The sequence below is a fragment of the Acidobacteriota bacterium genome (assembly GCA_016196035.1).
Classification (GTDB): Bacteria; Acidobacteriota; Blastocatellia; order RBC074; family RBC074; genus JACPYM01.
In genome coordinates, this window is record JACPYM010000066.1 from 71,982 (window position 1) to 85,979 (window position 13,998).

Sequence of the window (13,998 nt, forward strand, 5' to 3'; positions counted from 1 at the left end):
GCTCCTTTGCGAAAGGGTTAATTGCGGCGTGCGGGTGTGCGTTTGCGCGGTTTCGGCGTTTCAGCGGGCGTGGCTGTTGGCGCCGGTTCCGCCAGCATGGTTTCCAGTGCGCGCACGTCTTCCAGGCTGAGCTTGCCGGCTTCGGCCAGATGCGCCATCAGCGGGCGCGCCGAACCGCCGAAGAGCATCAGCAGTTCGTCAATCAGGCGGCGATGCGCGGCCTGGCGCGTAAGCGTGGGTTCGAAGATATGTGCGTTGCCAATCTGTTTGACCTGGCGCACCGCGCCTTTTTGCTCCAAGCGGCGGATGATGGTTTGGACGGTCGTGTAAGCGGGACGCTGCTTTTCCGGCAGCGCCTCGTGGATTTCGCGGATGGCGGCGCGCTGTAAATCCCAGAGCGCATCCATGATTTCCAGCTCGAATTTCGTTAATTTGATTTCCGGTTTGTGCGGCATGGTTAGCTACCTCTGTCGTTGTTCCTACTACAAAGTGAGCTGACTCTACGACAGTTGTAGTTGAGCGTCAAGCGGGGCAAGCAAAAATTCATGCCACCATGCGGGCCGGAGGTGTTTATGCAAATCGAAGTGCCGTGGGATGCGGCGGAACGCGCCAAGGCTGAAGTGACACTCTTTGTCGTGTTGCTGTTGAGTTACATCTGGGGTTGGCAAGGCGCGTTTCGCGGCGCGTTGTGGGTCGTGATCGGCGCGGGCGTCTTGTTCATCATCGCAGCGAATGTGCGGCGCGGTTACGACGCGCATGCTCTGGGTTTGCGGCTGGACAATTTGCCGCGCTCCTTGCTGGAAGTTGGCCTGGCGACATTGCTGGTGAGCGGCTTGGTGGCAGGTAGCGGCTGGCTGCTCGGTACGCTTTGGCCGCTGGAACGGCTGGCGGCGCGGGCGCTGTGGTGGCGTTTTTTCTGGGCCTTCGTGCAGCAATACGCTTTGCAGGCGTTTGTGTTTGTGCGAATGCGCGAGGTGTATACCAGGGATCATCACGCGGCACTGACGGCGGCGGGTGTCTTCGCGTTTCTGCATGTGCCGAATCCCTTGCTGACGGCCTGCACCTTTCTCAGCGGCTATTTGTGGTGCCGATTGTTTGCGCGCTGTCCCAATCTCTTCACGCTGGCGTTGTCGCATACTATACTCGCGCTCGTGACGTCGCACAGTTTCCCGCGCGCCTGGATGCACGGTATGAAAGTCGGGCCGGGGTACTTCAACTTCTGACACTAAATCGAAGCACGCAACCTTGGGACAGTACCGCGCGCGTCAGCAAGCGGCACTTGGCGCGAGTGGCCGCTTGCTGACGCGCGCGGTACTGTCCCAAGTACCAATCCTGTGTGCTTTGATTTGGCTTTCCCACACAATCAAATCACAACGGTGCTGCGCGCGCGCGCGGCGCTCGCCACAGGAGGAATGGAATGGCACAGCGCAATCTGAAAGTTTATGACGCCATCGTCGTCGGTTCCGGCGCGACGGGCGGTTGGGCCGCCAAGGTGCTGGCGGAAAAAGGCCTGACCGTGCTCGTGCTCGAAGCCGGACGCCAGCTTGATCCGGCCAAGGATTTCCGCGAACACACCGAACCGTTTGAATTGAAATATCGCGGCTTGGTCGGTGGCGAAAAATATGCGCCGCGCCAGCCGATTCAATCGAAATGCTATGCGGCCAATGAATACGGGCATCATCTGTTCGTGGATGACATTGATAACCCCTACACGACGCCGGATGACAAGCCGTTCTGGTGGATTCGCGGGCGGCAGGTCGGCGGGCGTTCGCTCACCTGGGGGCGGCAGTCGTACCGGCTGAGCGATTTCGATTTCAAGGCTGCCAGCCGCGATGGCTATGGCGAAGACTGGCCGTTCAGCTATGCCGAGCTAGAGCCGTATTACAAACAGGTCGAACGCTTCGTCGGCATTAGCGGCTCGTATGAAAACCTGCCGCAGTTGCCGGATTCGGAATTCCAACCGGCGATGGCGATGACGTGTGGCGAGCGGCTGTTGAAGAAAGGCATCGAGAGCAAGTGGAAGGATCGCAAGCTGATCATCGGGCGCGCGGCGATTTTGACCAAGTCGTTGCCGGGCCGTCCGGCTTGTCACTATTGCGGCCATTGCGACCGTGGTTGCGAGACCAATTCGTATTACAGCAGCCCCGGTTCGACCTTACCCGCCGCAGCCAAGACCGGGCGGATGACGCTGCGGCCCAATTCGGTCGTGCGCGAAATCCTGGTGGACGCCAAGACGGGCAAGGCCAGGGGCGTGCGCGTGATTGATCAAAACACGAAGCAGGATTACGAGTATTTGGGCAAGACGGTGGTGCTGTGCGCCTCGACGCTCGAATCCACGCGCATCCTGATGCTGTCGAAATCGCGCCAGCACCCTGAAGGCCTTGGCGCTGCGTCGGGCGCGTTGGGGCATTACCTGATGGATCACATGTATCAGATCAGCGCGGGCGGCATTGTGCCGATGCTCAAAGGACAGGCCTATGACTATTCGGACGGGCGCGCCAATGGCGTCTATGTGCCGCGCTTCCGCAACATCAACGACAAGCAAAAAGATTTCATTCGCGGTTACGGCATGCAGGGCGGCGCGAAGATGGGCTACACCTTCAGCCACGGCAAACGGACGCCGGGCTTCGGTTCCGAGTTGAAGAAACTCATTCGCGAAGCGCCGAATGAAATCTCTTGGGGCTTGGGCGCTTGGTGCGAGATGTTGCCGCGCCACGACAATCGCGTGACGCTCAACGCCGCCAAACCGGATGCGTATGGCATTCCCACGCTGCACATCGAATGCACGCACGGCGACAACGAACGCGCGCTGGCCAAAGACGCGCTCGTTACGATGCAGGAAATGGGCGCAGCCGCCGGTTTCACGATTACCTTTGCCAGCAACAACCCCGCGCCCCCAGGTTTCTGCATTCACGAAGTCGGCACCGCGCGCATGGGCGCTGATCCGAAAAAGTCTGTGCTGAACAAATACAATCAGGTTTGGGAAATGCCGAACGTGTTCGTGACCGATGGCGCGTGTTTCGTGTCGCAAGGCTGCCAGAATCCGACGTTGACGATGATGGCGATTACGGCGCGGGCGTGCGATTACTTGGCGGGGGAATACAAACGCGGCAAGCTGTAAGTAATACGCTAGATGTCTGGCCACAGAGGCACGGAGTCACAGAGGAAAGGCCTGAACTACCGGAAACCATCCATCTTTCTCTGTGACTCCGTGCCTCTGTGGCAGAGGTTCTGGCTTTTGCGTAAGCTCCACTCTGGTTATGTACTGAGCCGCACGTCGTGCGAGGCGTGTGGCTCAAACTTTTTCTTCCTGTAAATAATTCGGGGGCCGGGCCATGGAAAAGCAAACGAGACAGTACCGCGCGCGTGCGCAAGCGGCGGCTGGAATGTTGCTCTCTTGCGCCAAACCTGTGGTACCGCTTGCGCCCGTGCGCGGTACTGTCCCCGTGCGCCGCGCTTGGTCTGAGTTGCCCTGGCACGCCATCAGGTAAGGGCGGCAACAGCCCCGAAGGATTTACGGAAAGAACTTTTTTGGGCAACTTCCGAAATAATTTCAAGCTCAGGTATTTTCTGCTTCTACCCGCCACACTCACCAATTGACTAACGCAGCTTCTCACTCTCCTGACAATTACGCTGCGTTATTCCCCGAAACAACCTGTCTGTTCGCTTTCACACAGGCGAGTAAGACCAAGCTTGCTAACTCAATTTATCACCGCACGCCCAGGCAGCGCCGGGTGTTAGGCATTCGTGTGCGCTTTTCTGCCCCGAAAGCACATCGCTCAAAACCACTTTAAGAGTAACCACGCAAGGAGAATCAATAATGAATTCGCAGCTACGAAAATCCGCTTGGGGGCAGTCGCCCGTTTTGACGTTCGCATTGGCTTGTCTGGTCTGTTTGGTTGGCGCCGCCAATGTTGTGCAAGCCCAGACCGCTACCATTTCCGGCAATCTGTTCAGTTTCGATGTGGTCAATGAAACCGGGCAAGTCGCGCACGGCTTCGAGATTCAACTTGAAGGCGCGGCCCAAAACGATCTGTATTACACCGGTTTCGGCCAACGTTATGGCGCGGGGAGCGTGTCAGCGTATACCGGCGGGGTCAACATTCGCTGGGCCAGTCCGTATGTCGGGGGCGCATACACCAAGACGACGCCGATGCACACGCCGGGCGCGCCGTACAACTGGAATGATTGTTATATCGGCGGCAGCACTTACGCCACCGCCGGTTGCGAAGCGTTGGGGCAAGGCTTGCGCACGACCGCGAATATCGTGCGCGCGACGGGGTACTGGCTGATTGACGACGCGGCAAGTCCGGGCAATTTGATTCGCGCCACACCGAACGTCGCCATTCCTTTCCCGACCTGGAGCATTGCGCCGGTGGTGGTCGTCAGTGCGCCGCCCGTCGTCGTGGCCGAAGTCGAAGCGCCGGAACCGCCCGAAACGCCTGAGAAATATGGCGACGCGCAATGGATCAAGATTTTCAAAACCCAACTCTCGCGCGAAGTGACGGCGGAGGATTTGACCAGCTTCAATCCCATCGTGCCGACGACCGCCGCCCAAATCGAAGTCGCGTGGGACATTTTGCAAGCCTCGCCGGTCAGCGGCGGCAATGGCAATCAGACGCGCAACCGCCGCCAAAATCAGGGCGGCATTGATGCTGACACGCGCGCGGTGATTCGCCGCTACGAGATGTACAAATACACCGGCAGTTACGACCCGATCACACACAAAATCGCGTGCGCTGATTTGACCTGTACGGCGCCTTCGACGGGCGAATTGGGCGATTTGATCTCGGCCCAAAATTCCGCGACGAATATCGTTCCTGATGTGTTGATTGTCAGCCGCAGCGGCGCGGGCGCCGTCAACTCGGCGGATGGCAAGCTCAAATGCGGCAATACCTGCGCGGAATTCGCGGTCAAGAACACCGCGCTGGGGTTGAGCGAAAATCCGGGCGGGCTGGTCTTCACCGGTTGGGCGGGCGCTTGCACAGGCACACAAGTCAATTGCACTGTCGCGGTGAACGGGGTGACGCTCGTGGGCGCGAACTTCCTGCCGCAATTCACGCTGTCAGTCGGGCGCAGCAATTCAGGCACCATCACTGCCACCCCGAACGGCAATGACCGCGCGTTGAATTGCGGCGGCAACTGCTCGGCGAAATTCACCAGCGGCACGACAGTCACGCTGACCGCCACGCCGCCCGCCGGCAAGAGCTTCGTCAACTGGTCGGGCAGCGGCGCGGGCGCGTGCAACCTGAGCACCGCGACAACCTGCACACTGACGATCACCAACAATCTTTCGGTGCAAGCGAATTTCAGCAAGTAAGCGCGGGGCCGAATCAGCAAAGCAAAAGAGGGGCGCAACGGCCTGGCAGTTGCGCCCCTCTTTTGCTTGCCATTGCTTGAACGCCACAGCTACAGGCGTTCGCAGCATTCAAATAAAACTTCAATCTCATGTATTTTACAGGCGGTGCGGCCACACTCACTAAATGATTAAGTGCGGTTCTCTCCTATCCTGGCAATACGCCTGCGCTTACTTGATGACCTGTCTCTTCGCCGTCACGCAGGCGATCACGACCTAGTTCACGCATTCAATTCGCCGCCGCGCGTCCGCCCAAACGCGGATGTTAGGTATTCGTGTGCGCTTTTTACTGCCCCGTGAGCGTGCGTTCCCAATCCCTGACGGAATTACCAAGTTGAGAGGAATTATGAACAGGCTAAAAACCCTAACGCTCGCCAGCACACTGATCCTTTGCGCGGGCTTAGTTTGGATTACGCAAACGCATGCCAGCGCCAACAGCTTTTCCAGGCTCGTGGCATTGTTGGTCAACTGGACGGCGGGGCCGAGTTTGCCTGCCGCGCGTAGCGGCGCCGCGTCAGTCCTTTTGCCGGACGGTCGCATTGTGACGGTGGGCGGTACGGCGGCGAATCCGTTGTCCGTTGTTGCGTTGACGCCTGGCGCGGCAGCTTGGGCAGCGGCTCCAGCCCTGCAAAATGCGCGGTTCGCGCCCGGGGCGGCGGCGGACGCGGCGGGGCGCATCACCATCATCGGCGGACGCGGCAGCAATAACCGCGCGATGAAAGAAGTCATCAGCTACGATCCCAACACGGGCAATTCGCAAGGGCTGCGCAGCCTGACGGCGGCGCGCTATCAGTTTGCTTATACGACCGCCTCGCTGGGCACTTACGCCATTGGCGGACGCGACGACGCAGGGCCGCTGGCTTCGGTTGAACGGCTGGGCGCGGATGGCCGCTGGGTCACGCTCGCGCCGTTGCCAGAGGCGCGTTACGGCTTCGCCGCTGCCTCGGATGGCGGCGATCACGTCTACACCTTTGGCGGTATCACGGCGGCGGCGACGGCGACGGCGACGGTCAATCGTTACACGGTCAGCACCAATACCTGGGACACGGTCTCGCCTATGCTGGCGGCGACGCAAAACAGCGCGGCGGTGCTGGGTGCGAACGGGTTTATTTATGTTGTGGGCGGCTCCAATGGCGCTACGGCCCAAGCGACCGTGCAGATTTACAACCTCGCCACCGACACCTGGACGTTTGGCCCGGCCTTGCCCGCGCCGGTCAGTTCCGCGAACGTCGTTATAAACGTGCCCAATCAGTTCGGGCAGTTGGTGGTCATCGGCGGCGTGGATGCGGCGAATAACAACACCGCAGCGGTTTCGCTGAGTCCGCAAGTGGATGCGCCGCCAGCCTCGATCTTCTTTAATGGCAGCACGCTTGCCACGGCTGGCGTGGCTTATAGCGCTTCTGTTTTCACCACTGGTGGCAATCCCTTGCCCAACTACTTATTGGTTAGCGCGCCGGTGGGCATGACGATTGACGGGAATACCAGTGCGATTTCGTGGACGCCCGCGCTGGACCAGATCGGTACGCAAACTGGCACGGTGCGCGCTTTCAACACGTCGGGCAGCCTGGATCAAAGCTTCACGATTAACGTTGCGCCACCCGCTCCGACGGGCTTGACTATCTCGAACATCACGGCCAACAGCGCCACGGTGAGTTGGAACCCGTTGCCAGCGGAGATCGGTGTGACGAGCTACACCTTGGTGGAACGTTTTTGCAGCGGCCGTGGCGGTTGTAGTTTCCCTCCGGTCACTGGCCCGCTGAGTGACACGACCGTCACCATCTCTGGCCTGGTTGCTGGCGGCGGTCATACCTATGCCGTGCGGGCGACGGTCAACGGAGTCACGTCGGGCCTGTCCGCGACCGCCTCGTTTGTGACTTTGCAACCCGCGCCGCCGACCAATGTCGTGGTCGCCGGGCTGACGCAAAACACCATCACCTTGGCGTGGACGCCGCCAGCAAACAGCGCCGTGCCGGTGGTGGGTTATCGCATCTTCGAATTCATCGCTGGGGTTGGACAGATCGTGACGCTCGATAACATCACGGGCACCTCTGGCACGGTGGGGGGCTTTTTGACGAATTCGACGCACCTGCTTTATGTGGCTTCCTTCGATGCCAACGGGAATCAGTCGCAGATCACGGGGCCGTTTTCCGTCACGACCTTGTCGCCGCCCGTGGTCTTCCATAACCCGGCGTTTCCGAAACCGGTCGGCGGCGGCTTTTACGCCGAATCCGTGGCGGCAGTGCTGGACGGCCAGTTGACGCTGGTTTCGGCAGAGGCGCATTCGACCGCGCCCGTGAATTTTGTCATCGGCGGTTCTGGGTTGCCCGCGCCGACCTTCTCGCTCGTGGGAGCGCCCGCCGGGATGGCGATTGATGCTGTGACCGGTGTCGTGACGTGGAATCCGGTGGCGGGCGTAACGCCCGGCACGTATACCGCCACGGCGCGCGGCACGAATAGCGAAGGCTTCAGCGATTTGACCTTTAGTTACACGGTCTATCCGTCCGGGTCGGATGTGTTGTCACCGGTGGCCGTGCAAAACTTCGCCGCGACAGTGACGAACATCACGCGCACGAGTGCGACCATCACGTGGCCCGCCACGACCGACAATGTCGGCGTCACCGGGTATCGCGTCTATCTGGTCACGCCCATCATTGTTTGCCCGCGCACCGGCTGTCCGCCGCTGCCGGTGGTAGCGCCCGTCGCCACGGTCAATGGTGTGACCACCAGCGTCAACTTGACCACCCTGCTCCGCAACACCGGCTATAGTTTCTGGATCGAAGCGTTCGATGCGGCGGGCAACACCTCGGCGATCCTGCCGGGCATACAGCGCAGCTTTACGACGTTAAACTAACCAACACCGACACAAGCCTTGGCGGGGCGGAGCAGGCAGCGCATTCGGCGTAATCCGAAGCGTTGCTTGCTCCGCCCCATTGTTTTGGCGCTGGCCTCAGCCGCGCGCGCCAATTGCCGTGCCTGCGATCTCGTGTACAATGCCGCCCGTCGCCAACGTACAGACAAGCGACACGCAAATAACCTCGCTCCGCAGAGCCTTAACCGTCCACTCGTAGTACCGCATGAAAACCTATTCCCTGATTCTCGTTTTGGTCCTCGTCGCCGGCTGTGCACTGGTGAAAAGCTACGCCGTACTGGCGCGTCAGCCCGCCGCCAACGAAACTGTCGTGCGCAAGTTCGAGGCCGCCTTTAACAAACACGATGTCGTCGCGCTGGCCGCGCTGGTCACCGACGACGCGCAATGGCTCAGCATAGACGGCGACAAACTCAGCGTCGAAACCGGCGGCAAGGCGGCGCTCGAAACCTGGCTGACCGGCTATTTCAAAAGCTGCCCGTCCTGCCACTCGGAATTTGAAGCGGTCATGGCCGCAGACCGTTTCGTGACCGTACACGAGAGAGCCATGTGGGAAAGCAAAAGTGGGCCGAAAGCGCAGCGCCGCCTCAGCGTCTATGAACTGCGCGACGGGCTGATTCGGCGGGTTTGGTATTACCCGGCAGAGAAATGACCTTGCCGGTGCAGTACAGGGAGCGTGAGCGACCTGAGCCTTGGCAATGGAAGCATTGAGGGAGCGCCAAGCTGCCTGCTTTCAAGGCTCAGGTCGCGCACGCTCCCCGTACTGTATCATCTGCTTCGCCCACAAAATCACTGCATCCAAGGAAACAGCCTTGACCGACACGCGCCAAACATTGACCGCCGACTTCATCCAACGCTGGGCCGCTTCCGGCGCAGCCGAGCGCGCCAATTACCAACTCTTTCTCGCCGAACTGTGCGACGTACTCGAAGTCCCGCGCCCGCAACCCACGCAACCCGATGACGCGCGCAATGCTTACGTTTTCGAGCGTGCCATCAGCTTTCAGAATCCTGACGGCACGACTTCGCCGGGGCGGATTGATTTGTATAAGCGCGGCTGCTTCGTGCTGGAAGCCAAGCAGGGAAGTGAAAACGCGAGAGTGCAAACTCACTCTTTGACGATGCGCCGAAACCAACGCGCAAAGGTACGGCAGTGCGCGGCACGACAGGTTGGGACGTCGCCATGCTCAAGGCGCGCGGCCAAGCCGAGCAATACGCCAAAGCCCTGCCGACGAGCGAAGGCTGGCCTGTCTTTCTCGTCGTCGTGGACATCGGGCATTCGTTTGAGTTGCTGGCCGATTTCACGCGGGCGGGCAAGACGTATTTGCCGTTCCCCGATGCCGCTTCGTATCGCCTCAAGCTGGCTGATCTTGCCAAAGAGGAAATCCGCGCGCGGTTGCGCGCGGTCTGGACTGATCCGCTGGCGCTCGACCCGGCACGGCGCAGCGCCCGTATTACGCGTGAAGTCGCCACCAAATTGGCCGCGCTCGCTAAATCGTTTGAAGAGTCGGGCCAAGCGCCCGAAGTCGTTTCTGCTTTCCTGATGCGCTGCCTGTTTACGATGTTTGCCGAAGATGTGCAGCTTATCCCTTCCAACAAGTTCACCGAATTGCTCGAAAGCCGCCGCGACAAGTTGCACACCTTTCAACCGATGCTCGAAGCGTTGTGGGCGACGATGAATACGGGCGGCTTTTCAACGATTCTCGAAGAGCATGTGTTGCGCTTTAACGGCGGCTTGTTTGAGAGCAGCGGGGCCTTGCCCGTCAAGCGCGCCCAACTCGAATTGCTGATCGAAGCCAGCCGCAGCGATTGGCGCGAGGTCGAACCGGCGATTTTCGGCACGCTGCTCGAACGCGCGCTTGATCCGGTCGAACGCCACAAGCTGGGCGCGCATTACACGCCGCGCGCCTATGTCGAACGCCTCGTGCTGCCCACCGTCATCGAACCGTTGCGCGAACAATGGAAAGACGTGCAAACCGCCGCCGTGACGCTGGCGCAGGAAGGAAAGCTGGAAGCCGCCGCCGCGCTGGTCAAAGACTTTCACCGCGCGTTGTGCGAAGTGCGCGTGCTCGATCCGGCTTGTGGCAGCGGCAATTTTCTTTACGTCACGCTCGAACACCTGAAACGGCTGGAAGGCGAAGTCATCAACGCGCTCAACGATTTTGACGCGCGCCAGGCCGCCTTTGAGATCGAAGGTTTTACCGTAGACCCGCATCAATTGCTCGGCCTCGAACTCAATCCGCGCGCGGCGGCGATTGCCGATCTGGTGTTGTGGATCGGCTATTTGCAATGGCATTTCCGCACGCGCGGCGACGCCCGCCCCAGCGAACCCGTCTTGCGCAAGTTCCGCAACATCGAATGCCGCGACGCCGTGCTCGCTTATGACCGCCGCGAAATCGTCACCGACGAAGACGGCCAACCCGTCACGCGCTGGGACGGGCGCACGCTCAAAACCCATCCCGTCACCGGCGAAGCCGTGCCCGACGACACCGCCCGCGTGCCGCTTTACGCTTACGTCAACGCCCGCAAAGCTGAATGGCCTGCGGCGGATTATGTGGTCGGCAATCCGCCGTTCATCGGCAACAAGCGGATGCGTATCACGCTTGGGGATGGTTATGTTGAGACGCTAAGAACGATTCAGACTGACGTTCCTGACAATGTTGATTATGTGATGTATTGGTGGAATCACGCGGCTGAACTCGTTTGCCAAGGCAAATTGCGGCAATTTGGTTTTGTATCAACAAACAGCATCACCCAGCCTTTCAACCGGCGCATACTCCAACGCCACCTTGATAACAAAGATGGGGTATCACTGACTTTTGCAATTCCTGACCATCCTTGGGTGGATACGGAAGATGGCGCAGCGGTAAGAATCTCAATGACATTGGGCAAACAAGGCCATCATTGGGGGGCTTTAGCAAAGGTGATCGCCGAGGAAGTTAGCGATGGTGATGGAACTAAAGTTACACTTTCAGCCGCTCAAGGAAAGATAAATTCGAACCTAAGTATTGGTGCTGATGTAGCAAGCGCAACCCGCCTTACTTCAAACATCGGCCTCTCATTTATGGGCGTGACTTTAGTTGGCGATGGCTTTCGTCTTACATCCGATGAGATACAGCAACTTGGTTATCAACTTGAAAAGCTGCCGCCTGTAATCAAGCCCTACGTTAGTGGTCGTGAAATTGCTCAACAGCGATTGATGCGTTACGTGATAGATCTTTTTTCGCTCTCACGCGATGGCGTGTTGCAAAACTATCCGCCGCTTTATCAATGGCTGTTGGATAGAGTTAAACCATTCAGAGACCAAAACAAAAGACAGTCTTACAAAGATCGTTGGTGGATTTTTGGAGAGCCACGATCAGCGATGCGAGAGGCGTTGAAATCACTCGACCGCTATATCGCAACGCTCGAAACATCAAAGCATCGTTTTTTTGTTTTCCTAAGTTCCGACGTTGTTCCTGATCACTCGCTATTTGTTGTCGCTTTGAATGATGCCTACACTTTGGGAGTTTTGAGTTCAAAGGTGCATCTGACCTGGGCATTGGCTGCTGGCTCAACATTGGAAGACAGACCACGCTGGCGCAATGTTACGTGCTTTGAACCCTTCCCATTCCCAGACTGCACCGCCGTCCAACAAGCCCGCATTCGCGCCTTGGGCGAGCAATTGGACGCGCACCGCAAACGGCAGCAAGCCTTGCATCCCGACCTGACGCTGACCGAGATGTATAACGTGCTGGAAAAAGAGCGGGGCTTACAGGTTGGACAAGCTGCTAGCTTGTCCACTGGTCTCGGCCAGTCGCCCACACCGCCAAGGCCTGGACAAGCTGGCAGCTTGTCCAACGCGCCGCCGCCGCTGACCGACAAAGAACGCGCAACGCACGAACGTGGCCTCATCGCCGTGCTGCGCCAATTGCACGACGAACTGGATGCGGCGGTCGCGGCGGCTTACGGCTGGCCTGCCGATTTGCCTGATGAAGAAATCCTCGCCCGTCTTGTCGCCCTCAACAATATCCGCGCCCGCGAAGAGCAAGCCGGTCACGTCCGCTGGCTGCGGCCCGAATACCAAAAACCGGCGGGCGTCCAAACCGCGCTCGACACGGGCGAAACGGATTTCGACACGCCGGTCGTCGCGGTCAAAACCGCCAAACTCCCCTGGCCCAAAAACCTGCCCGAACAAGCCGCCGCCTTGCGCGCCGCGCTCGCCGCCCAAACCGGCGTCGTCAACGCCGACGAATTGGCCAAAGCGTTCAAGGGCGCCCGCGCCGCGACAATTGCGAATTTGCTGCAAACGCTCGTTTCGTTGGGACTGGCGCGTGAAGTAGAGGCAGGGAAGTTTGCGGCGTGATTGAGCCCCAACGGGGCGAGATCTAGCAGCCCAGGGCAACGCCCTGGGCGTAATGGCAATGTTACAAAGCCCTGAAAGGGCGAAATAATCTCCAGGTTGGGTTGCTCCCTACGGTTATTCCGCCCTTTCAGGGCTTGTTTTCTACTGCTGCGCTGTTACCCAGGGCGATGCCCTGGGCTTTCATATTGTGCCCCGTTGGGGCGGGTATTGGCTTCCAAAATAGCGAAAAGGGCAAAGCCCAATATCTGGCTTTGCCCTTTTCCATTTGCTGCCGGTTTGTCTGGTGTCGGTTACTTCCCAATCGTCAACGGCATTTGCACCAGATACGGGCTGCCGCGTTTGACGGCAATGGTGAAGACGGTTTGCGGCAGCGGGTCAGCTTGGTTGAGTTCTTTGCTATTGCCGGTCAGCGCGTTTTGTTCGCTGCGGGTGCGGGCGCGGCCACGACCGGTATCGAGTTCGGCTTTGCTGAGCACATTGTTCTGCCCCCATTTGTTTTCCCACTCTGTCACGAGCGCGGCGGGCAGGCGGATGAGGCCGTCAGCGCCGGGTTCGGGAATGTTCTCGAGCGGGCGCGGACTCACCAGAAAACTCAGCACCTCGCCCGCCAGCGTCTTGTTTTCCAGATCGGACATCAGCTTGACCTCGAATACATAATCCTTGCTGTCCGGCAATTCGATGATGCGTCCGGCCTTGACCAGATGTTCGGCGCTCCTGGGGTTGGAGGGGAAAATCAGGATCGGATCGCCGACGGTTTTATCGGTGTATTTCTCGCGGTCAATGACATAGAGATAACCGTCTTGCGGCACTTCGACACTGAGGCGCAGCAATTGCCCGACCTTGAGCGGCGTATTGGCTTCGATGCGTTCCGGCACCATCTCTTCGGTGCGCTCGCTGTTGCCGATTTTTTTCTTCACCAGCACGCGCGCGATCTCATCTTTATTTTCCTGTGCGGACTTTTTCGGTTGATTGGAACGGCTTTCGGATGGTTGCGCCGCCTGTTTGATTTCGCTGGGCGAACGCAGCAGCCAGAGCGTGACGCCCAGCCCGGTTGATTCCGTGTCGGGTTTGGTAATGGTGCTGGGGGGCCGCGAAATGTTGGCCGGTTTATAGGTGCCTTGCCGCGGTTTGGCGCCCGTTGGCGCGGCGGGCCGGAATTCGGGCGGCCAGAAGCGGCGCGAATTCTCTTCTTCCTGAGGTTGCTGTTTTGGCTGGGATTGCCGTTTTGGTTGGGCCAGCGCGGCGAAACCGCCGGCCAGCAAAGTCGCACTGATGAACAGGCCCACGCCGAATTTCTTGGTCTGAATTGTTGGCAACATCGTTTCTCCTATTTTGCGCTCCGCTCGGAATTGCCTCGCGTGAAGCGGCGCTTCGATTCGTTTTTCCCGTCGCGGGTTGGTACCGCCCTCTCTTAAAACTGCGGCCTGATTATAC

Annotated in this window: 7 protein-coding genes and 1 pseudogene; 6 read left to right on the forward strand and 2 right to left on the reverse strand. The window is 59.2% G+C overall.

The window, feature by feature from the left end; all coding sequences use genetic code 11:
* Positions 1–17: 17 nt before the first annotated feature.
* Positions 18–455 (reverse strand): BlaI/MecI/CopY family transcriptional regulator, encoded by a 438-nt coding sequence (locus tag HY011_20540; GenBank protein MBI3425329.1) that lies wholly within the window; start codon positions 453–455, stop codon positions 18–20.
* 117 nt (positions 456–572) lie between these two features.
* Between HY011_20540 and HY011_20545 the strand changes: the two genes are divergently transcribed.
* The 6 genes and pseudogenes from HY011_20545 to HY011_20570 all read left to right on the forward strand — a co-directional run bounded on the left by HY011_20545 (position 573) and on the right by HY011_20570 (position 12,564).
* Positions 573–1,223, forward strand: a complete 651-nt coding sequence (locus tag HY011_20545) for a hypothetical protein (protein ID MBI3425330.1) — start codon at positions 573–575, stop codon at positions 1,221–1,223.
* A 194-nt stretch (positions 1,224–1,417) separates the two neighbouring features.
* Positions 1,418–3,121, forward strand: coding sequence for a GMC family oxidoreductase (locus HY011_20550; GenBank protein ID MBI3425331.1), 1,704 nt, complete (start codon positions 1,418–1,420; stop codon positions 3,119–3,121).
* Positions 3,122–3,820: 699 nt separating this feature from the next.
* Positions 3,821–5,320, forward strand: a complete 1,500-nt coding sequence (locus HY011_20555; protein MBI3425332.1) for a hypothetical protein — start codon at positions 3,821–3,823, stop codon at positions 5,318–5,320.
* Positions 5,321–5,702: 382 nt separating this feature from the next.
* Positions 5,703–8,207 (forward strand): fibronectin type III domain-containing protein, encoded by a 2,505-nt coding sequence (locus tag HY011_20560; GenBank protein ID MBI3425333.1) that lies wholly within the window; start codon positions 5,703–5,705, stop codon positions 8,205–8,207.
* A gap of 223 nt (positions 8,208–8,430) precedes the next feature.
* Positions 8,431–8,874, forward strand: a complete 444-nt coding sequence (locus tag HY011_20565; protein MBI3425334.1) for a nuclear transport factor 2 family protein — start codon at positions 8,431–8,433, stop codon at positions 8,872–8,874.
* Between the two features lie 136 nt (positions 8,875–9,010).
* Positions 9,011–12,564 (forward strand): annotated as a pseudogene (locus HY011_20570) (class I SAM-dependent DNA methyltransferase).
* Between the two features lie 290 nt (positions 12,565–12,854).
* Here HY011_20570 and HY011_20575 read toward each other — a convergent pair.
* Positions 12,855–13,883, reverse strand: coding sequence for a DUF4384 domain-containing protein (locus tag HY011_20575; protein MBI3425335.1), 1,029 nt, complete (start codon positions 13,881–13,883; stop codon positions 12,855–12,857).
* Positions 13,884–13,998 lie beyond the last annotated feature (115 nt).